The sequence below is a fragment of the Roseococcus pinisoli genome (genome assembly GCF_018413645.1).
Lineage (GTDB): Bacteria > Pseudomonadota > Alphaproteobacteria > Acetobacterales > Acetobacteraceae > Roseococcus > Roseococcus pinisoli.
The window spans coordinates 38,479-60,927 of sequence record NZ_JAHCDA010000004.1; the positions used below are offsets into that span (position 1 = coordinate 38,479).

A 22,449-nucleotide genomic window follows, 5' to 3' on the forward strand; every position below is an offset into this window, starting at 1 on the left:
GCCGCCGTCAGTCGAAGCGGCCGGCCTCCACGGTGACCCCGTGGTCGAGCGGGCCGTGCCCGCCGCCATAGCCCGGCGCAGCCAGGATCGCGGCCCGCACATAGCGCCGCGCCCGCGCCACGGCAGGCTCCAGCGCCAGGCCCTGGGCCAGGCCCGTCGCGATGGCCGAGGCCAGCGTGCAGCCAGTGCCATGGGTATGCGGCGTGTCGATGCGGCGATCCTCAAAGCGGACCACGCCCTCGGCCGTGACCAGCAGGTCGACGAGAACCTCGCCCTCCATATGGCCGCCCTTCAGCAGCACCGCCGGGACGCCATGCGCCAGGATGGCGCGCGCCGCCGCGAGCATCGAGGCCTCGCCGTCGATCGGCATGTCGGCCAGCACCTCGGCCTCGGGAATGTTCGGCGTGGCCAGGGCCGCCAGGGGCAGCAGCCGGCGCTTGAGCGTCTGCACCGCATCCGGCGCCAGCAGGTGATGGCCGCCCTTGGCCACCATCACCGGATCGGCGACCAGCGGAATGCCCCGGGCACGCGCGGTGAGCTCGTCACAGACCGCCTCGATGGTCGGCACGTCGTGAAGCATGCCGGTCTTGATGGCGTCAGCGCCCAGATCGTCCATGACGGAGGCGATCTGCTGGCGGATGAAGGCGGGCTCCACGCCCAGCACTCCCTGCACGCCCAGCGTGTTCTGGGAGGTGAGCGCGGTGATCGCCGTCATGGCGAAGCCGCCCAGCGCCGTGACGCTCTTGATATCGGCCTGGATCCCGGCGCCGCCGCCCGAATCCGAGCCGGCGCAGATGAGGACGCGCCCCTTCATGTCATTTCTTCCTGGTCAGTTCCCGCCGGCGCTCTCGCGGCGCCCGGCAAGCGGGAGAGTCACGTGGTCACCTTGGAGCGGATGGTCCCGCACAGGCTGTCGAGCACCCGGTTCAGGCGCGCCTCTTCCTCGGCCTCCACCATCACGCGGATCACCGGCTCGGTGCCGCTGGCGCGGATGAGCACGCGGCCGGTATCGCCGAGCGCCGCCTGCTGTTCCGCGATCACGCCCTGCACGCCCGCATCCTTCAGCGGCGAGGCGCCGGTGAACCGGATGTTCACGAGCTTCTGCGGCAGCGTCTCGAACTGGCGGCACACCTGGCTGGCGGGCCGCTTCTCCTCGACCAGCACGGCCAGGACCTGCAGCGCCGCCACCAGCCCGTCGCCGGTGGTGCCGAAGTCGCTGAGGATGACGTGGCCCGACTGCTCGCCGCCGAGGTTGCAGCCGGTTTCGCGCATGCGCTCGCTGACGTAGCGGTCGCCGACCGAGGTGCGGTGCAGGGCAAGCCCCTTGCCCTTCAGGAAGCGCTCCAGCCCCATGTTGCTCATAACAGTCGCGACCAGGGCATCGCCCTTGAGGCGGCCCTGCCGCGCCCAGGAGGCAGCGATGAGCGCCAGGATCTGGTCGCCGTCGATCACCTGGCCCAGCTCGTCCACCAGCACGACGCGATCGGCGTCGCCGTCCAGCGCGATGCCGAGATCGGCCCGGCGCTCGCGCACCAGCGCGGCGAGCGGGCCGGGCGAGGTAGAGCCGGCATTGCGGTTGATGTTGAAGCCGTCGGGCGCCACGGCCACGCTCACCACCTCGGCGCCAAGCTCCCAAAGGACAGTCGGCGCCACCTTGTAGGCCGCGCCATGCGCGCAATCGACGACGATGCGCAGGCCCTCCAGCGTGAGGCCGCGGGGGAAGCTCGCCTTCGCGGCCTCGATGTAGCGGCCCGGCGCATCCTCGAGCCGCGAGGCGCGGCCGAGACGCTCGGGCGTCACCAGCGCGGCCGTGAGGTCGCCGTCCATCAGCGCCTCGATGGCGCATTCCTGCTCGTCGGAGAGCTTCAGCCCGTCGGGGCCGAAGAGCTTGATGCCGTTATCCTCATGCGGGTTGTGCGAGGCGCTGATCATCACGCCGAGATCCGCGCGCAGTGAGCGCGTCAGGAGCGCGATTGCCGGCGTCGGCAGCGGGCCGACCAGCACGACGTCGATACCGGCGGAAACGAAGCCCGCGGTCAGCGCCGGCTCCAGCATGTAGCCCGAGAGCCGCGTGTCCTTGCCGATGACGACGCGGTGGCGATGCGTGCCCCGGTTGAAGAACCGGCCGGCCGCCTGGCCGAGGCGCAGCGCGGTGCCCGCATCCATCGGCGCGCGATTGGCCGTGCCGCGGATGCCGTCGGTGCCGAAGAGCTTGCGCTTCGGGGCGCCGGGATGGGTCTTGAGGGTCATGGGCTTCGTCATGGGTTGGGCAGCCTCCCGGCTGCTACAGCCTCTCGGCCAAGGGGACAATCATAGGACGCGACGCGCAGGCGGACTATCCATACCCCCGGCAAGGCCAGAATGAGGCGAAGCCGGAAGGATGACAGTCCAGGCACGCACCGTCTCGATGATGGATTGCAGGAGCGCGACACCGAACAAGTTCAGCATGACGACATACTGGAAAAGGCAACGCGCCTTTTCCACGATTATTGCCGCACACCAAAGTAAAACAATTTTCCCGCAGATTGATCCGCTCGACCACCATGCCCCACGGTGGACAATCGCCGCGTCGGCGAGCAGCCTGCTTGCATCATGACGACCGCTCGCGAACGCACCGACGCCTTCTGCACTCGCTTCGGATTGCGCGTGCCCATCCTGCAAGCGCCGATGGCAGGCGCCTCGCCACCCGAGCTCGGAATCGCGGTGGCCCGGGCGGGCGGCATGGCGGGCTTCGGCGCGCTACTGTCGACGCCGGACGAGATCGTCGGCTGGGCGCGGAAGTTCCGGGCCGAAAGCAACGGCGCCTTCCAGATCAACCTCTGGGCCCCCGATCCCGCTCCCGCGCGCGACGCCGCGCAGGAGGATGCCGTGCGCGCCGCGCTGGCGACGCTCGGCCCCGAGCCCCCGCCGCCGGGCGAGGGTCCCTTCCTGCAGGACTTCGCCGCGCAGACCGCGGCCACGCTCGCGGCCGGGCCGGCCGTGGTCTCCACCATCATGGGCGTAGGCTGGAGCCCCGACGTCGTGGCCGAGCTCAAGGCCCGCGGCATCCTTTGGATCTGCAACGCGACCACCCTGGCCGAGGCGCGCGAGGCGGAAGCGGCCGGCGCGGACGCCATCATCGCCCAGGGTGCCGAGGCCGGCGGCCATCGCGGCGCCTTCGACGCGGCGCGGGCGGAACACCAGCTCATCGGCCTCTTCGCGCTCGTCCCCCGCCTGGCCGATGCGCTGAGCGTGCCGGTGATCGCCTCCGGCGGGATCATGGACGGCCGCGGCGTCGCGGCCGCGCTGACGCTGGGGGCCAGCGCCGTTCAGCTCGGCACCGCCTTCCTGCGCTGTCCGGAAGCGGGGATCGCCCCGGCCTGGTCGGAGGCGCTGACGCAGGCCGGCCCGGAGGACACGGTGCTGACGCGCGGCTTCAGCGGCCGGCTCGCGCGCGGCATCGCCAACGAGGCGACCGCCCTCTTCGACAAGGTGCCCCCGGCGCCCTACCCCATCCAGCGCATCCTGACCGGCCCGATGCGGGCCGAGGCGGGCAAGGCGGGCGATGCGGGCCGGATGCAGCTCTGGGCCGGACAGGGTGCGGCGATGGCACGCGCGGAACCGGCGGGCGAGGTCGTTCGCCGGATCTGGGCCGAGGCCGAATCCCTGCTGCCGGGCTAGCAGCCCGCGGCACCTCAGTCGCCGGGCGGAAGGCGCCAACCCGTGGCCCGGGCCCAGAGATTGGCGCTGGCCATCAGGATGTCGAAGACCGGATCCTTGATGTCGTAATAGGCGTCCTCGTCCTTCGGAAAGCGGTCGGCCAGGCGGCGCTTGATGAGCGCATAGGCCTCGGCCGCTTCCGGCTGGGCCCGGAGATAGTCGCGACAGAGCAGGGCATAGCGCTGGTTGAAGCGGCCCTGCTCGCGGACATGCAGGTTGGCTGCCCGAGGCCCACCCCGGAAGAAGCGCTTGGCCAGTTCCCCGGACGGCAAGGGCGCGCCCGGCGGCGCATGATCCGACAGTCCCGGCCGCTCGACGAAGCCGATCCCTGCCAGCGCGGCGCCATCTACCTCGTCCAGCGAACCGACTGTCATCTGGAGGTCGATCACGTCCTTCGCCGCCAGCTGCGGCACGGAGGTGGAGCCAATGTGATGCAGCTGCGCGCCGGGGGGCGTAACCGCACGAAGGCGCTCGGCCAACGCACGGTACTCGTCCGGCCAGTCCGGCCGATACTCGACGATCCTGATCACGAGAAAACAATCCTTCGCCGCTTCGGTGATTCCACCGCTTCGCATCGCACACTAGTCTCCGGCCGGCCACGCAGGGGAGCGGCACGGTTCATGGAGCGATTCTTCAGGCTCAGCGAGAACGGCACGACGATGCGCCGCGAGATGGCGGCGGGGGCCACCACCTTCCTGACCATGGCCTATGTGCTGGTCGTGAACCCGCAGATCATGGCCGCCGCCGGCATCGACCCGGGCGCGGCCTTCGTGGCCACCTGCCTCGCCGCCGCGATCGGCTCCGCCCTCATGGGCATGCTGGCCAATTTCCCGATCGCGCTCGCGCCCGGCATGGGGCTCAACGCCTACTTCGCCTTCGTCGTGGTCGGCACGCTGGGCATTCCCTGGCAGGCGGCGCTGGGCGCCGTCTTCATTTCAGGGCTGCTCTTCTTCGCGGTGAGCGTGCTGCGGATCCGCGAATGGCTGATCGGCGGCATCCCGCTCTCGATGAAGCTCGGCATCGCCGCCGGCATCGGGCTGTTCCTCGGCCTCATCGGCATGAAGAATCTCGGCCTGGTCGTCGCCCATCCCGCGACGCTGGTGAGCATGGGCGACCTCGCCTCCACGCCGGTCGCGCTGGGCTGCGCCGGCTTCGTGCTGATGGCGGCGCTTTCGGCCCGGGGCGTCCCGGGCGCGGTCATCATCGGCATCCTCGCCACCGCCGCGGCGGGCATTCCCTTCGGCCTGACCACGATCCAGGGCGTCTTCGACCTGCCGCCCTCGCTGGCGCCGACCTTCCTGCAGCTCGACATCGCGGGCGCGCTCTCGCTCGGCATCCTTGGCGTCGTCTTCACCTTCTTCCTGGTCGACCTGCTGGACAATACCGGCACGCTGATCGGCACCACCCAACGCGCCGGGCTCATGCGCCCGGACGGCAGCGTGCCCCGGCTCGGCCGCGCGCTGATGGCGGATTCCGGGGGCGCCATGATGGGCGCCGTGCTCGGCACCTCCACCACCGTCAGCTACATCGAGAGCGCGGCCGGCATCCAGCAGGGCGGCCGCACCGGACTGACGGCGGTGACGGTCGCGGCCCTCTTCCTGATCGCGCTTTTCGTCGCGCCGCTCGCGGCCTCGGTGCCGGCCTTCGCGACCGCGCCGGCGCTGATCTTCGTCGCCTGCCTCATGGCGCAGGCCCTCAAGGGTTTGAACTGGCAGGATGAAACCGAATACCTGCCGGCGGTGTTAACCATGCTTGCCATGCCCTTCACCTTCTCCATCGCAACCGGGATCGGTCTCGGTTTCCTCGCCTATGCGGGCATCAAGACGCTGGCCGGCCGCGCCCGGGAGGTGCATGGCGCCGTCTGGCTGCTGGCCGGCCTCTGCGCCATCAAGTTCGCTGTGATCTGATGCGTCGCCCCGCCGCCTTCGCGCCGCTGCGCCACCCAGCCTTCCGGCTGCTCTGGCTCGCCAACCTCGCCTCCAATACCGGGCTCTTCATCCAGAACACGGCGGCCGGCTGGCTAATGACCAGCCTGGACCCCGCGCCCATCATGGTGAGCTTCGTGCAGGCCTCCTCGATGCTGCCGGTCTTCCTGCTGGCACTGCCGGCCGGCGCCCTGGCCGACATCATGGACCGCCGGCTCTTCCTCATCGCGGCACAGGTCTGGATGGTCCTGATGGCAGGCCTCCTGTGCCTGCTGACCTGGAGCGGCGGGCTAGGGCCCTGGGGGCTCATCGCCTTCACCTTCGCGCTCGGCGCCGGCCTCGCCATGACCTTCCCCGCCTGGGCCGCCACCACGCCGGAGCTGGTCCCGCGCGAGGATCTGGTGGGCGCGATCGCGCTCAACGGCATCGGCTTCAACCTGACCCGCGCGGTGGGCCCTGCGATCGGCGGCCTCGTCATCGCCTGGTTCAGCGTCGAGGCCGCCTTCGCGCTCAATGCCCTGTGCATCCTGACGCTGGTGGTCTCCCTGCTGCTCTGGAAGCGCGAGAAGGTGACCTCGCGCATGCCGCGCGAGCAGTTCCTCTCCGCCATTCGCGCGGGCTCGCGCTTCGTGGCGGCAACGCCTGCCATGCACGCCGCGATCATCCGCGCGGTGACCTTCTTCCTCTTCGGCTCCGCCGTCTGGGGCCTGCTGCCGCTGCTGGTGAAGCAGACGCTGCAGCTCGGCCCGCAGGCCTTCGGCCTGCTGCTCGGCTGCATGGGCGCGGGCGCGGTCGGCGCGGGCTTCCTGCTGCCGGCGGTGCGCGGGCGGCTCGACCGCTCGGGCCTGGTCTTCTGGTCCTCGCTGCTGAGCGCCCTGTCGCTGCTGATCCTGGCGACGCTCCACCACTGGGCCTTTGCCGCGCTGGGCATGCTGCTCTACGGCGTGTCCTGGATCTCCGCCGCCTCGACGCTGCAGGCCTCGGCGCAGCTGGCGGCGCCGGCCTGGGTCCGCGCGCGGGCGATGGGCGTCTACCAGATGTGCTTCTTCGGCGCGATGGCGGCGGGCGCGGCCTTCGCGGGCTGGATCGCCGGCCGCATCGGCGTCGAGTTCACCATGATCCTCTTCGCGGCCGGCGCTGCGGGCGGGGCCATCGCCGTGCGGGGCTGGCGGCTCGAAGGCGTGGTCGCGACGCCGCCGGCCACCGTGCAGCTCGCCCGCCCCGAGCCCGCCGCGGCCGAGCTGCGCGCCATGCTGCATGAGGGCGACCGGCAGGTGATGGAGGCCGTCCGCTACCGCGTCTCGCCGGCCGACCGGCCGCGCTTCCTGGCGGCGATGGCGGAATGCCGGCGCGTCCGCCTGCGCGGCGGCGCCGCCTCCTGGCGGCTCTACGAGGACGTCGCGCATCCCGAGCGATGGGTCGAGCTCTGGTCGATCGAGAGCTGGGCCGAGCATCTGCGCGAGGCCGCGCGGCTGACCGAGGAGGACCGGGCCATCCTGGCCAGGGCGGCAGGCTTCCACAACGTCGAGGGCGGCCCGGAAGCCGCGCGCTACGTGAATGTCAGGGTCTAGGCACCGCCGCGTGACGCCGCCCGGGCACCTTCCCATAATGGCCATGACCAAGGAGTCAGGAAGTCATGGCCAAGCTTGCGAAGACCCGTAACTCTCTGGGCGAGAACACGCGCATCGCCAGCGTCGCGCTGCTCAACGCCGCCCTCGTCGACCTCATGGACCTCACCAATTCGGTTCGCATGGCGCATTGGAACGTGAAGGGCCCGCATTTCGCGGCGCTGCACGCCCAGTTCGAGACCTTCTACGACCAGCTCGGCGTCGCGGTGGACGACACGGCCGAGCGCGTCGTCCAGCTCGGCGGCACGCCGACGGGCACGACACAGCAGATCGGGGCGGCCACGCGCCTCGCGCCCTACCCCGCCGATCTCAAGGACGGCCTGGCCCATGTGGCCGCGCTGGCGGAGCGCTACGGCGCCCTCGCCAACACGACCCGCGAGGCGATCGACGCCGCCGCCGAGGCCGGCGACGCCGACACGGCCGATCTCTTCACCGGCACCTCGCGCCTGCTCGACAAGGCGCTGTGGATGCTGGAGGCGCATCTCGGCTGACGATAGGCGTCGCCTATCGGATCCATCGCCACGAATATGTTGCCGCTCCCCCGGTTTGGCTCCACGAAATGAGCCACACCGCGGGGATGCCCCTCCAATGGCGACGATCGAAACATATCTGGACATCGCCCAGGCCTGCTACGCGCGGGCCGGCTCGGCGGTGGATGCGCCCGCCGACTGGACCGTCCAGAAATGGGAATGGGCCACCTGGTACGGCAATGGCTACCAGGGCGGCGTCTTCGAATCCGCTTCCGAGATCATCGTCGGCTTCTCGGGCACCAAGGGCGGCCTGACCACCGCGCCCATCTCCCAGAATTCCGGCAATGTGCGGATCGGCCTGAACGTGATCCCCAACATGTCCGGCAGCGCCTTTGCGATGGTGAAATGGGCGCAGGCCAATGCCTTCGGGCGCTCCATCAGCATCGTCGGCCATTCGCTGGGCGGCGGGTTGGCGCAGGTGGTGGGCAACTGGTCAGGCCTGCCCTTCATCTCCTTCAACGGGCCGGGCATGGCCTCGCACCTGAAGATGTCCGCCTTCAACCTCTTCAAGCCGCAGCAGATGGTCCGTTCCGCGCTGGCGAAGAACACCTCGGACACCGTCGGCATCTGCTTCACGGTGAAGGGTGATTTCGTCGGCGAGTTCGGCGCGCATGTGGGCCACGAGATCGTCGTGCCCAAGCGGAGCCCGGACGACTCGCACAGCCTCGATGCGATCCTGGCCGGCTTCACCCTCGCCAAGGCGCGGGCCTCGACGCCTCGGACCCTGCTGTCGATCTGGCCGGCGCTGGCCGGGGGCCGCGCCCGGCGCTGAGTGGAGTATCCCCTTGGTAAGGGAGAGGCCCGGGGATCGACGGCGCTGAGGTTGCGAAGGCCCCCGCGCCTCGGGTAAGGTCCGGCCCGGGGACAGCGAACACATCATGAACGACCTTTTCGGGGGGCGCGGCGGCAAGGCTGGCGCGGCCACCAGCTACAACGCCGCCGACATCGAGGTCCTGGAAGGGCTCGAGCCCGTGCGCCGTCGCCCCGGCATGTATATCGGCGGCACGGACGAGAACGCGCTCCACCACCTGGCCGCCGAGATCCTGGACAATGCCATGGACGAGGCGGTGGCCGGCCATGCCGACCGCATCGACGTGGTGCTGGAGGCGGGGAACTGGTTCTCCGTGCGCGACAACGGCCGCGGCGTGCCGGTCGATCCGCATCCCAAATTCCCCAAGCTCTCGGCCCTCGAGGTCATCCTCACCACGCTGCATTCGGGCGGAAAATTCTCCGGCAAGGCCTATGACACCTCGGGCGGCCTGCATGGCGTGGGCAGCAGCGTGGTGAACGCGCTCTCCGAGGAGCTGGAGGTCGAGGTCGCGCGCGGCGGCGAGCTCTTCCGCCAGACCTATGCGCGCGGCAAGCCTACCTCGAAGCTCAAGCGCAGCGGCGAGGTGCGCAACCGCCGCGGCACGCTGATCCGCTTCAAGCCCGACCCCGAGATCTTCGGCAGCCTGCAGTTCCGCGCCGAGCGGCTGTTCAAGCTCTGCCGCTCCAAGGCCTATCTGTATCGCGGCGTCGAGATCCGCTGGCGCTGCGACGCCTCCCTCGTGAACGGCGACACGCCGACCGAGGCGGTGCTGCACTTCCCCGGCGGCCTGTCGGACTTCCTGGCCTCGGCCGTCGAGGGCCGTTCGGCCGTGGTGCAGGCGCCCTTCGCGGGCACCGCCGAGTTCCCGAATTCCGCCGGCCGCTGCGAATGGGCCATCACCTGGCTCGACCAGGGCGACGGCTTCCTCTCCACCTACGCCAACACCATCCCCACGCCGCAGGGCGGCACGCATGAGGCCGGGCTGCGCGGCGCGCTGCTCAAGGGGTTGCGCGCCTATGGCGAGATGAAGAAGGAGAAGCGCGCCGCCAATATCACCGCCGAAGACATGCTCGGCGGCATGGCGGGGATGCTCAGCGTCTTCATCCGCGACCCGCATTTCCAGGGCCAGACGAAGGACAAGCTCACCAACGCCGACGCCCAGCGCCTGACCGAAGGCGCGCTGCGCGATCCCTTCGACCATTGGCTCGCCGGCGATCCGCAGAACGCCGACAACCTGCTCGCCTTCGCGATCGAGCGCTCGGAGGAGCGGCTGCGCCGCCGCGCCGAGAAGGACACGCCCCGCAAGTCGGCCACGCGCAAGCTCCGCCTGCCGGGCAAGCTCACCGACTGCTCCAGCGAGAGCAGCGTGAACACCGAGATCTTCCTGGTCGAGGGCGACAGTGCCGGCGGCTCGGCCAAGCAGGCGCGCGACCGCGAGACCCAGGCGGTGCTGCCGCTGCGCGGCAAGATCCTGAACGTGGCCAGCGCCTCGGCCGAGAAGCTGCGCGGCAACCAGGAGCTCAAGGACCTCATCGAGGCGCTGGGCTGCGGCGTGGGCGACCGGTTCGACATCGCGAGGCTGCGCTACGGCCGCGTCGTCATCATGACGGACGCCGACGTCGACGGCGCGCATATCGCCGCCCTGCTCATGACCTTCTTCTACAAGGAGCTGCCGGAGCTGGTGCGGCAGGGGAAGGTCTACCTGGCCCAGCCGCCGCTCTTCCGCCTGCAGGCCGGCGACAAGAGCGTCTATGCGATGGATGACGCCGACCGCGAGCGGCAGCTCAAGCGCCACTTCAAGGCGAACCAGAAGGTCGAGGTCAGCCGCTTCAAGGGCCTGGGCGAGATGCCGGCCGCGGTGCTGAAGGAGACCACCATGGCGCCCGCCAAGCGCGTGCTGCTGAAGGTGGTGCTGCCGCCGGAGGAGCGCGCGAAGACGGCGGAACTCATGGAGGCGCTGATGGGCCGCAAGCCGGAGCTGCGCTTCAAGTTCATCCAGGACAATGCCGCGACGCTGGATGCCGAGGCCGTGGATGCGTGATCCTGTTCCTCAGGCGCCGGGCGCGGCCTCTGGCCGCCTGAGACGGTAGGTCGGTCCGCCCACGCCGGCCGCCGTGCGGCCGGTCCTCAGTGCACGTGACAGGCTGGCCGGTCAGCCCTTGCCGTTCAGCAGCCCCTGGATCGCGCCCTTGATCGCCTCGGGCTTGGTCGTCGAGCCGTAGCGGCGGACCACCTTTCCCTGACCGTCGACCAGGAACTTCGTGAAGTTCCACTTGATCGACGAGGTGCCGAAGAAGCCCTTCGCCTGGCTCCTCAGCCATTGATACAGGGGATGCGCGCCCGGCCCGTTGACCTCGACCTTCGCGAACATCGGAAAGCCGACGCCGTAGGTGAGCCGGCAGAACTCGCCGATCTCCGCCTCGCTGCCGGGCTCCTGCGCGCCGAACTGGTTGCAGGGGAAGCCCAGCACCGCGAAGCCCCGGCTGGAGAATTCCTGATGGAGCTTCTCCAGTCCCTCATATTGCGGGGTGAAGCCGCATTTGCTGGCCGTGTTGACGATCAGCAGGACCTGGCCGCGATACTCGGCGAGCGGGACGTCCCGGCCGGCGAGGTCGCGCGCGGCGAAGTCGTAGGCCGTCGTCACCTCAGATCGGCTTGTGCGCGCGGTCGATCAGCCGCGAGAAGAAGCCAGGCTTCTTGGCGGGGGCCTCGGGCGCCACGACCTTGGTCGCCGCCGCGGCCTCCTCCCGGGCGCGCTTCTCCTTGTCGCGCATCCAGGCCTCCAGACTCATGCCGGCCTTGGCCGCGCGCTTCGCTTCGTAGCTGCGCTGGCCTTCCGTGAGCTTCTTCGCGTCCATCACTCAACTCCGGGGAATCTCGATTCCGCTCCTTGTGCCCATCGCCGGGGCTTGCGGCAAGCGGGGCGCAGCGCTTAACGCAGGCGTCATGGACGCACGCGTCAAAGCCCATATCTGGGTCTCCATGGCCATTCGCATGTCGGACATGGCCGGCCGCCCCGCCGCCGTGCTGCGGAAGGGCGATCCCGATTCCGGCGGCCTGCTCTGCGTGCTCGAGGGGCGCGAGGGCCAGGTCGTCCTTTCCCAGGCGCGCGACGCGGAAGGCCGCGCGGCCTGGGTCCGCGGCACCGGGCCCGCGCCCGTCGACCGCGAGACGGTCGATGCCTATGTCGAGCGCCAGGTGAAACGCGACCCGGACCTCTGGGTCCTGGAATTCGAGGCGCCGGACTACCTGCCGCCCTTCGAGGCGCGGATCATCTAAGGGGCAAAGCCCTGACCTCAGGCCGCTTCGCGCGCCGCGTAGCCCTGCGGGTTGGCCAGATGCCAGTTCCAGGCCGTGCGCACGATATCCTCGAGCGCGGCGTGCTTCGGCGTCCAGCCGGTCTCGGCCCGCAGCCGCGCCGAGGAGGCCACCAGCGACGGCGGGTCACCCGCGCGGCGCGGACCATTCTCGTGCGGGACCTTGCGGCCGGAGACGCGCTCCACCGCCGTCATCACCTCGCGCACCGAATGGCCAGCACCGTTGCCGATATTGTAGCGCACCGAGCCCTGCTCGAGCCGCGGCAGGACCGCGATATGCGCGGCAGCCAGATCCGCCACATGCACATAGTCGCGGATCGCGGTGCCGTCGGGCGTGTCGTAATCGGTGCCGAAGACATGCAGCGGCGGCAGGTGGCCGAGCGTCGCCAGGATCGCACGGGGGATGAGGTGGGTCTCCGGCGTGTGATCCTCGCCGGCGCGGCCGAGCGGATCGGCGCCCGCCGCGTTGAAGTAGCGCAGCGCCGCCGAATGCAGGCCATGCGCGCTCTCCGCCCAGGCCAGCGCCTGCTCGATCATCAGCTTGGAGAGGCCGTAGGGATTGACCGGGGTGGTCGGAGCCTCCTCCGGGATGGGCGTGGATTTGGGGACGCCGAAGACGGCGGCCGTGGAGGAGAAGACGAAGCGCAGGCAGCCCGACTGCGCCGCGGCCTCGGCCAGGTTCAGGCTGTTGGACAGGTTCTCCCGGCAGTAGCGCAGCGGCTGCTGCATGCTCTCGCCGACCAGCGAGAGCGCGGCGAGGTGGAAGACGGCGTCGAACTTCCAGGCCGCGAAGACCTCGTCCAGGCGCTTCCGTTCGGCGAGGTTGGCATGGATGAAGGTGGCCCCGGCCGGCACAGCCTCGCGATGACCGGTGGAGAGGTCATCCACCACGACCACCTCATGGCCCGCATCGAGCAGGGCCAGGACCACATGGCTGCCAACATAGCCGGCACCGCCGGAAACCAGATAACGCGACATGATTCACCCGTCCTTCTGGGTCGGATCAATGGCCGGTGATTATGGCACGAATTCGCTAGCGGCTTGGCATCTGCGCCGCAAAGAGAACGGCCAGCCGGTCGCCCAGGCCCCGGCGCACCTCCCTGCCCCGCGCGAGGCGGCGCAGGTCCCGCCGCGCCAGTGTCAACGGCAGGGCGGCGGCGACGGCGGAACGCGGCAGCCCGCGCAGGCTCGGCGCCGGCGGCGCGGCGGCCGCGAGCTGCCGGATCACGGGCGCCGCGGCCTCGGGCGCGGCGACCACCTCCTCGGGTGCGATGAGCTCGGCCGGCAGCAGGCAGCGGCCCTGCCCGGCCAGGACAGGCACCGCCCGCAGCAGCCCCGCCAGCCCATAGAGCGCGCCCCCCTGCTGCAAGGCCGGCAGCAGGGCCGGCGGCGCGCCCAGCAGGCGGCCGGCGACCACGGCGAAGCCGCCCGCCGTGCCCCGCAGATAGGCATGGAGCGCGGCCGTGGTGGGGATGCCCTCCTCGTCCATCTCCGCCTCGCGCGCCTCGGCCATGGCGATCAGCCCCTCGGCGTCCAGCGTGCCGTCGCGGATGGCGGCGTGCAGCGGGGCGGCGACCTCGTGCTGGCGGGCCGGGCGGCCGGCCACCGCCTCCTCCACGGCCTCGCGCCACCAGGTGAGGCGGATCAGCGCGATCATGGGGTTATGTGCGGCCTCGCGGGCGCGGGCGATCTCGTGGTTGAAGGCGATCAGGGTGAAGAGCGCCTCCCGCTTCTCGGCCGGCGCGAAAAGCGCGCAGAAGAAGCGGTCCGGGTCGTGACGGCGCGCGATCGCGCCGCAGGGGGAGAGTTCAGGCACGCGAAAGCGCATGGCCTCAACCGTGTCACGGTGCAAGCGGTTGACGGACGGAGATACCCTGCTTAGCTGCGGAACCAGGTTCCTCCAGGAGAAACGCCATGGCCTTCAGCCTTCCCCCCCTCCCCTACGCCACCGCCGCCCTTGCCGCCCAGGGCATGTGCCAGGAGACGCTGGAGCTGCATCACGGCAAGCACCACAACGCCTATGTCACGGCCCTGAACGGCCTGATCGAGAGCAAGGGCCTCGCCGGCAAGTCGCTGGAGACCATCGTGGCCGAGGCCGGCAAGGCCGGCGCCGACGGCCTGCCCGTCCTCAACCAGGCCGGCCAGCACTACAACCACGTGCTGTTCTGGCAGGTGATGAGCCCCGCGGGCGGCGGCGACAAGCTGCCGGCGAAGCTCGCCGCCAAGATCGACAGCGACCTGGGTGGCCTCGCCGCCTTCAAGGAAGCCTTCAAGCAGGCGGGCGTGACGCAGTTCGGCTCGGGCTGGGCGTGGCTGATCATCGGCAATGACGGCAAGCTGAAGGTCACGAAGACCCCGAACGGCGCGAACCCGATCTCGACCGGCGAGGGCAAGCCGATCCTCGGCGCCGACGTGTGGGAGCACGCCTACTACCTCGACTTCCGCAACGTCCGTCCGAACTACCTCGACAACTTCCTCAACAAGCTCGTCGACTGGAGCGTGGTCGAGAGCCTGCTGGACAAGGGCGGCCTCGAGAGCGGCCAGACCGCCTAAGGCCTTCGGCCTCAGGCTTCGTCTTTCCCCTCAGACGCCGGGCGGCCGCCTCCGCGCGCCGCACCGGCGGCCCGCAGAAGCGGGCTCGGCATCGACGGAAGCCGATGCCGTCAGGTTCAGAGCGATGAAGGGGCGCCCGGGAGACCGGGCGCCCCTTTTCTTTGTCAGGTGAGCGCGGCGGCCGGAACGACGATCGCAAAGCGGTCGGCGAGCTCGGCCAGCGCGTGGCGGTGGATCTCGGCGCCGCTGATGGCCCCACCGCCCACCGGATCGGGCAGCGCGCGGGTGGCGCAGGCATCGGCGGCGATGGTGACGCGGAAGCCCAGGTCCAGCGCCGCGCGGGCCGTGGAGCTGACGCACATATGCGTCTGGAAGCCCACGATCACGAGCTCCTTCCGGCCGGCCAGCCTCTCCGCGAGGTCCGTCTGCGCGAAGGCATTGGGCAGCGGCTTCTCGACCACCGCCTCGCCCTCCTTCGGCGCGGCGGCCGGCAGAATGGCGCCGCCGGCCGCATCGCGGTCGAAGACCCCGCCCGGCCGCCCCTTATGCGCGACATGGATGACCAGCGCGCCCGCGGCCCGGGCGCGGCCCAGCAGGCCGGCCAGGACGTCCAGCGCCGGGTCGATGCCCTCCAGGGGCAGCTTGCCGTCGCGATACTCGCCCTGGGCGTCGATCACGACGAGGGCGGCCTCGGCGAGGCGCGGCGGCACGAGGCTGGCGCCGGCAAGTTGCAGCAAGGTCTTGGGTTCGGTCATTGGGTCTGGCTCCCTGGGGAAGCGGCCAGACTGGCACTCCGGATCAGGCCTGTCCCCTGCGCAGGACGCCGCGCACGTCATGCGGCCGGAGCATGCTCAGCCAGCGAGGTCCAGCACGGCGCGCGCGAAGGCCTCAGGCGCCTCCTGCGGCGGGTTATGGCCCACGCGGGGGAGGATGCGGCGCTCGAAGGGCCCGGTGAACCGGGAAGAAGCCTTGGACGGCGGCGGGTTCACCCCGTCCGAGGCGCCGTGGAGGTCGATGCTGGGCACCGTGATCGGCGGCAGCTGCGCCAGCGCCGCCTCGATCGCGTCATGGGCCGGATCCCCGGCCACGAGCCCGAAGCGGTGGCGGTAGGAGTGGATGACGACAGGAACGTAGTCGTCATTGTTCCAGTGGAAGGCGCTCGCCGCGAAATCCGCCGACACGAAGTGCCAGTCGGGCGACCATTGCTGCCAGAGCAGCCGCCCGAGCTCACGGCGGTTCTCGGCGAGGCCACGCGCGCCGCGCTCGCCATGGAAATAATACTGGTACCAGTGCCGCATCTCGCGCTCGGGCGCGGCGGGCTCGGCGCTGCGGGCAATGTCCTGGATGTTGTAGCCGGTGCAGCTGACCAGGCCCGCGCAGCGCTCCGGATGCAGCGCCGCCACGACACAGGCCGCGCGGCCGCCCCAGTCATAGCCGGCGAGGACGGCGGAAGGGATCGCCAGCGCGTCCATCAGCGCGAGGAGGTCGGCGCCGAGAGCACCCTGGGCGCCGGAGCGCATCACGCCGGGCCTCAGCTGCGTCCGGCCATAGCCGCGCAGATGCGGGACGAGGACGCGATGGCCGGCCTCGGCCAGGAGGGGCGCCACGGCATCGTAGCTGCGTGCCGAATAGGGAAAGCCATGGAGGAGAAGGACGGGCGGCGCCTCGGCCGGCCCGTGCTCCTCGACGGCGATGACGGCCTGCGGGGTTTCGACGAACCGCAGGACCATCGCCTCAGCCCTTGGCGTCGTTGGCCGCCTGCGGGCGGATCACGCTGCTGATCGTGCCCCGGACGATGCTGACGCGCACGTTCGGGGCGATCTCGACCTCGACCTCGTCCGTGTTGTCACGGACCTGCTTGATCTCGCCGACGATACCGCCGGAGGTGATCACGCGGTCGCCGCGCTTCAGGCTGGTCAGCATGGAGCGGTGCTCCTTCATCTTCTTCTGCTGGGGGCGGATCAGCAGGAAGTAGAAGACGACAAAGATCAGAAGCAGCGGCAGAAGCTGCATGACCATGGCGCTCGCACCGGCGGCGTCCTGGGCGTAGGCGGGGGAGATCAGCATCGTTCCTCGCGTATGATTAGGCTGCGGCCAGATGAACCGCGCCGCCCCCCACGTCAACCATTGATGGCTTCGTCTCCCTTGCGTAACGCCCGATCCGGCGCTTCAAAGCCATGCATGGAAACGGAACTCCTCGCTCGCATCGCCGCCGCCCTGGAGCGCATCGCTCCGCCGCCGGCCCCTCCGCCCTCGCTGGAAGGCGCCGACGCCTTCGTCTGGAAGCCCGAGGGGAACCGGTTGATCCCCGTCCCCCATGTCAGCCGGGTCGAGATCGGGCTGCTCCAGGGCGTGGAGCGCCAGAAGGGCATCATCCTCGAGAACACGCTCCGCTTCGCCCGCGGCTTCCCGGCCAATAACGCCATGCTCTGGGGCTCGCGCGGCATGGGCAAGTCCTCGCTCGTGAAGGCCGCGCATGCCGAGGCCAATGCGCAGATCCCCAACAGCCTGGCGCTGATCGAGATCCACCGCGAGGATATCCGCACCCTGCCCGACCTGCTGACGCATCTGCGCGCCCAGCCGCGCCGCGCCCTGGTCTTCTGCGACGATCTGTCCTTCGAGAAGGAGGATGCGGACTACAAGGCGCTGAAGTCGGTGCTGGATGGCGGCATCGAGGGCCGGCCGGCCAACGTGCTCTTCTACGCCACCTCGAACCGCCGCCACCTCATGCCGCGGGACATGATCGAGAACGAGCGCAGCACGGCCATCAACCCCTCCGAGGCGGTGGAGGAGAAGGTCTCCCTGAGCGACCGCTTCGGCCTCTGGGTGGGTTTCCACAACTGTGACCAGGACACCTTCTTCGCGATGATCGACGGCTATGCCGGCGCCATGTCGCTGCCCATCTCCACCGAGGACCTGCACCGGGCGGCGGTGGAGTGGAGCGTCACGCGCGGCGGCCGCTCGGGCCGCGTCGCCTGGCAGTTCATCCAGGAGATGGCGGGCCAGCTCGAAGTGAAGGTCTGAGGCCGCCGCCGCGGCCGTCGGGACAGGAGGAGTACCCATGAAGTACATCGAATCCCTCGACGAGCTGCACGGCCATTACGGCGTGCCCGGCCCCGCCTCCACCGAGAAGGAGGCGGACTGGTTCACGCCGGAATACCGCCGGATCATCGAGGCGGCGCCCTTCCTGGCGCTCGCCACCGGCGGGCCCGAGGGGCTGGACTGCTCGCCCCGCGGGGACCTGCCCGGCCAGCTCGTGCGCGTGCTGGACGACCGGACGCTGGCCCTGCCCGACCGGCGCGGCAACGACCGGATCGACAGCCTGCGCAACATCGTCCGCGACCCGCGCGTGGCGCTGATGTTCCTGATCCCCGGCAGCGGCAATGCGCTGCGCGTGAACGGCACGGCGCGCCTCACGGCCGATGCGGCGCTCTGCGACAGCTTCCGGATGCAAGGAAAGTCGCCCCGCACCATCGCCATCATCCGGGCCGAGACCATCTACTTCCAATGCGCCCGAGCCGTGATCCGAGCCCAACTCTGGGAACCCCATGCGAAGCCCGACCTGCCGACGCCCGGCCAGATCCTGGCGGCGATGACCAAGGGGGCCGTGGGCGGCCCGACATACGACCAGGAATGGCCGGAGCGCGCCGCGAAGACGATGTGGTGAGGCTGGCCCCCGCGGTCCGCGACGCGCAGGGGCGTTTCCGCAATCCCGATGGCGGCGTGGCCGGACAGTCGCTGCGCAACGTCTTCCGCATGATGCGCGAGCGCGGCGGGACGCCCTGGCCCATGAGCCTCGTCGATCCGCCCTGCCCGCCGCCGCCGGCCAGCGTCGCGGCCGGGCATGCCGCCTTCACCTTCATCGGCCATTCGACCTTCCTGATCCGCCTGGACGACGGCACGACGATCCTGACCGACCCCATTTTCAGCGAGCGCTGCAGCCCGCTGCGCTGGGCCGGCCCCAAGCGGGCGCGCCCGCCGGCGATCGCGCTGGAGGATCTGCCCCGGATCGACGTGGTGCTGGTCAGCCACGGCCATTACGACCACCTGGACCTTCCAAGCCTGCGGGCGCTGCACGCGCGCTGGCGGCCACGGGTGGTCACCGGGCTCGGCCATGCGGCGTTGATGGCGCGGCACGGCATTCCGGACGCCGTGGAGCTCGACTGGGGCGGCCAGGCCGAACTGCCGGGCGGCCATCGCGTGACCTACCTGCCCATGCGGCATTTCTCCGCGCGCTGGATCCATGACCGCTCGAAGGCGCTCTGGGGCGGCTTCGCGGTCGAGCCCGCTTCGGGCGGACGCCTCGCCTTCCTGGGCGACACGGCGGCGGGTGGGCATCTCGACGTGATCGGCCGCGCCATGGGCGGCTTCGGCGCGGCGCTGATCCCCATCGGCGCCTATGAGCCCTTCTGGTTCATGCAGGCCGTGCACATGACGCCGGAGCAGGCGCTGGAGGCACAGCTCCAGCTCCGCGCGAAGACCGCGGTGGCCATGCATTTCGGCACCTTCAAGCTGACGCAGGAGGCGATCGACGAGCCGGGACGGCGGCTGATGGCCGCCCGCAACGGCCAGGATTTCCGCCTGCCCGACTTCGGCGGGAGCATCACGCTCCCGCTCTGATCTCCGCAACTGGCGGAGATCAGAGGCCTTCGCCGGCCATCGCGGAGGGGCCGCATTCCGGGCTTTGGCCTTCCCCGTGCTATCGTCGCCTATGGAGACAAAATCCCCGATCCCCCTTGCGGTCCTCGTCGGCATCCAGACGCCGGAGATGGACGACGTCACGCACGAAGCCAGCCTCGAGGAGCTGGGGCGCCTGGTGAAAACCCTGGGCTACACGGTTGTCGGGACGGTCTCGCAGAAGCGCGAGGGCACCGGCGCGGCGTCGCTGCTGGGCAGCGGCAAGCTGGCCGAGCTGGCGGCGCTGACCGGCGGCAGCGGCGTCGTCGGCTCGATGGCGCCGCAATCGAAGTCGAAGGCCCGGCAGCGTTTCGAAGGCGCCGACGAGAGCGACGACACGGCCGAGCCCGAAGCGGAGGCCGGCCGCAAGCCCGAATTCGTCATCGTCGACCACGAGCTCTCGCCCAGCCAGATCCGTAATCTCGAACGCGCGACCGGCGCTCAGGTGCTGGATCGGACGGGCGTCATCGTCGAGATTTTCCATCGCCACGCCAATACCCGCGAGGCGAAGCTGCAGGTGGAGATGGCGCGCCTGAAATACGTGGCGCCCCGCCTGCGGGAATCCTCCTCGGGCGGCGGGCGCCAGCAGGGCCCGGGCGCCGGCGAGACCACCCTCGACCTCGATCGTCGCAAGGTCCGCGACCGGATCTCCGAGCTCAGGACCCAGCTGGAGGCGGTCCAGCGCGACAGCGACCAGCGCCGGTCCGCCCGCCGCGACCAGCTGCGGGTGGCCCTGGTCGGCTACACCAACGCCGGCAAATCCTCCCTGATGCGGGCCCTGACGGGCAGCCAGGTCCTGGTCGAGGACAAGCTCTTCGCGACCCTCGACACCACGGTGCGCATCCTGCAGCCGGAGACCCGGCCGCGCGTGCTCATCTCCGACACGGTCGGCTTCATCAAGCAGTTGCCGCACGATCTCGTGGCCTCGTTCCGCTCCACCCTGGCGGAAGCTCTGGAAGCGTCCCTGCTGCTCTTCGTGGTCGACGCTTCCGATCCGACCTATGAGGCGCAGTTGGAAGTCAGCCGGAGCGCGCTGCGGGAGATCGGGGCGGATGCCGTGCCCTCCCGCCTGGTGCTGAATAAGCTGGACCGGCTGGATGCCGAGAGGCGCGCAGCCCTGATCGAGAAGCATCCGGACGCGATCCTCCTCTCCGCCCATGCGCCTGGGGATGTGAGCGCCCTGCGGGAGACCGTCATCGCCTTCTTCGAGGCCGCGATGGTGGAGGACATGCTGGTGCTGCCCTATGCGAAGCAGGGGCTGATCGGCGAGGTCTACGAAAGCGCGCGCGTGCTGGCCGAGGATTACGACGAGAACGGCCGCGTGTTGAAGGTGCGCGGCCTGCCGGGCGCGATCACGCGGCTCCAGCGGAAACTTGCCGCGGATTGAGGTGTCCCCCAGGCGGAGATGGCCTGCCCGCTGGCAGCTGGTTGCCTCCCTGCCCTATGCCGCCGCAAGGAGCCGCGCCGCATTCCGCTATAAGGATGGGCGTTCCACCCCATATCCTGTCCATGGGGAGCCAGGGAGCGAATGATGACGCCGGAACGGGTCAAGCTGACGGGGGCAAAGGAAACCCTCCTCGTTACCCTCGCCGCTAAGGCGGGCGAGAGCCTTCTGCCCGACAGCCTGCTGCACGACCATTTCGCGGCCGAGGCCGTGGCGCGGATCGACTATGACTTCGCGAGGCTGGGCGTCGATCGGGACCTGATGGTCGGCCTCGCGCTCCGTTCCTATCTGCTCGACGTCTGGACGCGGGATTTCCTTGCCCGTCATCCAAGGGCGGTGGTCCTGCATCTCGGCTGCGGGCTGGACAGCCGGGTGTTCCGGATCGACCCCGGCCCCGATGTCCTCTGGTTCGATGCGGATTTCCCCGAGGTCGTGGCGCTGCGCCGCCGCCTCTACCCGAAGCGCGAGGGCGTTACGCTGATCGGCACCTCGGTGACCGAGCCCGACTGGATCGCCCAGCTGCCGACGGACCGGCCCCGGCTGATCCTGGCCGAAGGCTTGCTGCCCTATATCGCCGCGGAGGAGGTCCCTCCCCTGCTCGACCGGCTGACGGCCGGCGGGCCGGGCGGCGAGCTGGCCTTCGACGCCTATAGCCGCCTCGGGCTCTGGATGATCCGCAACAACGGCGCCATCCGCCGGACGGGCGCGGAGCTGCGCTGGTTCCTGGAGGACCCGACCGAGCTCGAGCGCCAGGTCCCTCGCCTGCGCCTGCTGCAGGAGCTGCTGCCCAATGACCCCGAGGGCTGCAGCGCCGAGCAGCTCGCGCGCCTGTCGCCGGTGGCGCGCTGGGCGGCGCTGGCCTGCCGGATCGTGCCGGCCTTCGGCAAGGTCGGCCGGCTGCTGCGCTACGCCTTCTGAGGGCGGGCGAGGACGCGAAATCCCGGCCGAACCCGGTTGCATCCGGGGCCGGCCCGTGGGTTCATGACGGAAGATCATGGGCCGACGCCGTCCGTCCGCCCCCCGGGAGGAGAGAAGCCCCATGGACACCGTCACCCAGCTGCCCGCCGACCTGCTGGAAGCCCAGCGGCGGCAGGCCCGCATCGACATGGCCGCCGCGCATCGCCTGGCCGTGCTGCACGACTTCCACGAGGCGATCGACAACCACTTCACCCTCATGGTGCCGGGCCGGCCGAAGCACTACTACCTCAACCAGTACGGCCTCTACTGGTCCGAGGTGACGGCCAGCAACCTCATCGAGATCGACTACGACGGCAAGGTGACGGCGGGCGAAGGCCCGGCGGACCGCAGCGCCATCTGCATCCACACGCCCATCCACGAGATGGCCGGCGTCGAATGCGTCCTGCACACGCACATGCCCTACGTGACCGCCATCTCGCAGCTCGAGGACATGACCATCGAGATGACGGGCCAGAGCGCGCTGCAGTTCAACAACCGCATCGCCTACGACTACGACTACAACGGCTTCGCCCATGATCACGACGAGGGCGAGCGCATGGCCCGGCTCATGGACGGCAAGCCCATCCTGATGCTGGCCAATCACGGCGTGGTCGTCACCGGCAAGACGGTCGCCCAGGCCTATCACCGCCTCTACTACCTCGAGCGCGCCTGCCGCACGCAGCTCTTCAGCATGTGGACCGGCCATCGCCGCCGCTTCGTGACCGAGGAGGTGCTGGAGAAGATGCGCGCCCAGGCCGCCTGGAAGGACCCGACCATGGCGATGACGGGCCCCGAATACCATTTCGCCGCCCTGAAGCGCCTCCTCGACCGGACGCAGCCGGATTACGCGGAGTAAGGGGCACGGCCGGCCGGGCGGGCCCCGCCCTTCCGGCCCGCCGGCTTCGCCG

24 protein-coding genes are annotated in these 22,449 nt (G+C 70.2%); 14 read left to right on the plus strand and 10 right to left on the minus strand.

The window, feature by feature from the left end:
* Positions 1 to 7 precede the first annotated feature (7 nt).
* Positions 8 to 814 carry a bifunctional hydroxymethylpyrimidine kinase/phosphomethylpyrimidine kinase gene (gene thiD, locus KHU32_RS18395; protein WP_213671634.1) on the minus strand — a complete coding sequence of 269 codons (807 nt, stop codon included), beginning with the start codon at positions 812 to 814 and terminating at the stop codon, positions 8 to 10.
* A gap of 59 nt (positions 815 to 873) precedes the next feature.
* A complete protein-coding gene (glmM, locus tag KHU32_RS18400) occupies positions 874 to 2,262 on the minus strand; it encodes a phosphoglucosamine mutase (protein WP_249681389.1) in 1,389 nt (462 codons plus the stop codon).
* Positions 2,263 to 2,592: 330 nt separating this feature from the next.
* Here glmM and KHU32_RS18405 point away from each other — a divergent pair, with 330 nt between their 5' ends.
* Positions 2,593 to 3,660, plus strand: coding sequence for an NAD(P)H-dependent flavin oxidoreductase (locus KHU32_RS18405; protein WP_213671635.1), 1,068 nt, complete (start codon positions 2,593 to 2,595; stop codon positions 3,658 to 3,660).
* Positions 3,661 to 3,674: 14 nt separating this feature from the next.
* On the opposite strand, the gene KHU32_RS18410 is transcribed toward KHU32_RS18405, so the two are convergent.
* The gene (locus KHU32_RS18410; protein ID WP_213671636.1) at positions 3,675 to 4,229 is read right to left on the minus strand and encodes a GrpB family protein; all 555 of its coding nucleotides are present in this window, start codon (positions 4,227 to 4,229) and stop codon (positions 3,675 to 3,677) included.
* Between the two features lie 90 nt (positions 4,230 to 4,319).
* Between KHU32_RS18410 and KHU32_RS18415 the strand changes: the two genes are divergently transcribed.
* The 5 genes from KHU32_RS18415 to parE all read left to right on the plus strand — a co-directional run bounded on the left by KHU32_RS18415 (position 4,320) and on the right by parE (position 10,634).
* Positions 4,320 to 5,606: an NCS2 family permease gene (locus tag KHU32_RS18415; protein ID WP_213671637.1), complete on the plus strand. Its 1,287-nt coding sequence runs from the start codon at positions 4,320 to 4,322 to the stop codon at positions 5,604 to 5,606.
* Positions 5,606 to 7,195, plus strand: a complete 1,590-nt coding sequence (locus tag KHU32_RS18420) for an MFS transporter (RefSeq protein WP_213671638.1) — start codon at positions 5,606 to 5,608, stop codon at positions 7,193 to 7,195. The genes KHU32_RS18415 and KHU32_RS18420 overlap by 1 nt, the downstream gene beginning before the upstream one ends.
* 65 nt (positions 7,196 to 7,260) lie before the next feature.
* On the plus strand, positions 7,261 to 7,743 hold the full coding sequence (gene dps / locus KHU32_RS18425; RefSeq protein ID WP_213671639.1) for a DNA starvation/stationary phase protection protein Dps: 483 nt from the start codon (positions 7,261 to 7,263) through the stop codon (positions 7,741 to 7,743).
* 97 nt (positions 7,744 to 7,840) lie between these two features.
* A complete protein-coding gene (locus KHU32_RS18430) occupies positions 7,841 to 8,554 on the plus strand; it encodes a hypothetical protein (RefSeq protein ID WP_213671640.1) in 714 nt (237 codons plus the stop codon).
* 106 nt (positions 8,555 to 8,660) lie between these two features.
* Positions 8,661 to 10,634 (plus strand): DNA topoisomerase IV subunit B, encoded by a 1,974-nt coding sequence (gene parE, locus KHU32_RS18435; RefSeq protein WP_213671641.1) that lies wholly within the window; start codon positions 8,661 to 8,663, stop codon positions 10,632 to 10,634.
* A gap of 111 nt (positions 10,635 to 10,745) precedes the next feature.
* On the opposite strand, the gene KHU32_RS18440 is transcribed toward parE, so the two are convergent.
* Positions 10,746 to 11,237 carry a glutathione peroxidase gene (locus KHU32_RS18440; protein WP_213671642.1) on the minus strand — a complete coding sequence of 164 codons (492 nt, stop codon included), beginning with the start codon at positions 11,235 to 11,237 and terminating at the stop codon, positions 10,746 to 10,748.
* Position 11,238: 1 nt separating this feature from the next.
* Complete coding sequence (locus KHU32_RS18445; protein ID WP_213671643.1) at positions 11,239 to 11,451, minus strand: hypothetical protein; 213 nt, start codon at positions 11,449 to 11,451, stop codon at positions 11,239 to 11,241.
* Between the two features lie 88 nt (positions 11,452 to 11,539).
* Between KHU32_RS18445 and KHU32_RS18450 the strand changes: the two genes are divergently transcribed.
* Positions 11,540 to 11,872, plus strand: coding sequence for a DUF1491 family protein (locus tag KHU32_RS18450; RefSeq protein WP_213671644.1), 333 nt, complete (start codon positions 11,540 to 11,542; stop codon positions 11,870 to 11,872).
* Between the two features lie 17 nt (positions 11,873 to 11,889).
* Here the strand turns inward: KHU32_RS18450 and galE are convergent, their stop codons facing one another.
* Positions 11,890 to 12,888, minus strand: a complete 999-nt coding sequence (galE, locus tag KHU32_RS18455; protein WP_213671645.1) for a UDP-glucose 4-epimerase GalE — start codon at positions 12,886 to 12,888, stop codon at positions 11,890 to 11,892.
* Positions 12,889 to 12,943: 55 nt separating this feature from the next.
* Positions 12,944 to 13,726 (minus strand): phytoene/squalene synthase family protein, encoded by a 783-nt coding sequence (locus KHU32_RS18460; protein WP_347265575.1) that lies wholly within the window; start codon positions 13,724 to 13,726, stop codon positions 12,944 to 12,946.
* Between the two features lie 98 nt (positions 13,727 to 13,824).
* On the opposite strand from KHU32_RS18460, the gene KHU32_RS18465 reads away from it, so the two are divergent.
* The gene (locus KHU32_RS18465; protein ID WP_213671647.1) at positions 13,825 to 14,463 is read left to right on the plus strand and encodes a superoxide dismutase; all 639 of its coding nucleotides are present in this window, start codon (positions 13,825 to 13,827) and stop codon (positions 14,461 to 14,463) included.
* A gap of 164 nt (positions 14,464 to 14,627) precedes the next feature.
* Here KHU32_RS18465 and KHU32_RS18470 read toward each other — a convergent pair whose 3' ends face one another.
* The 3 genes from KHU32_RS18470 to yajC form a co-directional block, all read right to left on the minus strand.
* Positions 14,628 to 15,218: a cysteine hydrolase family protein gene (locus KHU32_RS18470; RefSeq protein ID WP_213671648.1), complete on the minus strand. Its 591-nt coding sequence runs from the start codon at positions 15,216 to 15,218 to the stop codon at positions 14,628 to 14,630.
* Between the two features lie 96 nt (positions 15,219 to 15,314).
* Positions 15,315 to 16,193: an alpha/beta fold hydrolase gene (locus KHU32_RS18475; protein ID WP_213671649.1), complete on the minus strand. Its 879-nt coding sequence runs from the start codon at positions 16,191 to 16,193 to the stop codon at positions 15,315 to 15,317.
* Positions 16,194 to 16,197: 4 nt separating this feature from the next.
* Positions 16,198 to 16,530, minus strand: coding sequence for a preprotein translocase subunit YajC (yajC, locus tag KHU32_RS18480; RefSeq protein WP_213671650.1), 333 nt, complete (start codon positions 16,528 to 16,530; stop codon positions 16,198 to 16,200).
* 114 nt (positions 16,531 to 16,644) lie between these two features.
* On the opposite strand from yajC, the gene KHU32_RS18485 reads away from it, so the two are divergent.
* The 6 genes from KHU32_RS18485 to KHU32_RS18510 all read left to right on the plus strand — a co-directional run bounded on the left by KHU32_RS18485 (position 16,645) and on the right by KHU32_RS18510 (position 22,397).
* A complete protein-coding gene (locus KHU32_RS18485) occupies positions 16,645 to 17,487 on the plus strand; it encodes an ATP-binding protein (protein ID WP_213671651.1) in 843 nt (280 codons plus the stop codon).
* A gap of 37 nt (positions 17,488 to 17,524) precedes the next feature.
* Positions 17,525 to 18,130: a pyridoxamine 5'-phosphate oxidase family protein gene (locus KHU32_RS18490; RefSeq protein WP_213671652.1), complete on the plus strand. Its 606-nt coding sequence runs from the start codon at positions 17,525 to 17,527 to the stop codon at positions 18,128 to 18,130.
* Positions 18,127 to 19,083 carry an MBL fold metallo-hydrolase gene (locus tag KHU32_RS18495; RefSeq protein ID WP_347265576.1) on the plus strand — a complete coding sequence of 319 codons (957 nt, stop codon included), beginning with the start codon at positions 18,127 to 18,129 and terminating at the stop codon, positions 19,081 to 19,083. Before KHU32_RS18490 ends, KHU32_RS18495 begins: the two co-directional genes overlap by 4 nt.
* 91 nt (positions 19,084 to 19,174) lie before the next feature.
* Entirely contained in the window at positions 19,175 to 20,527 is a 1,353-nt protein-coding gene (hflX, locus tag KHU32_RS18500; RefSeq protein WP_213671653.1) for a GTPase HflX, read from the plus strand.
* Positions 20,528 to 20,668: 141 nt separating this feature from the next.
* The gene (locus KHU32_RS18505) at positions 20,669 to 21,502 is read left to right on the plus strand and encodes a class I SAM-dependent methyltransferase (protein WP_213671654.1); all 834 of its coding nucleotides are present in this window, start codon (positions 20,669 to 20,671) and stop codon (positions 21,500 to 21,502) included.
* Positions 21,503 to 21,623: 121 nt separating this feature from the next.
* Complete coding sequence (locus KHU32_RS18510) at positions 21,624 to 22,397, plus strand: class II aldolase/adducin family protein (protein WP_213671655.1); 774 nt, start codon at positions 21,624 to 21,626, stop codon at positions 22,395 to 22,397.
* Positions 22,398 to 22,449: the final 52 nt, after the last annotated feature.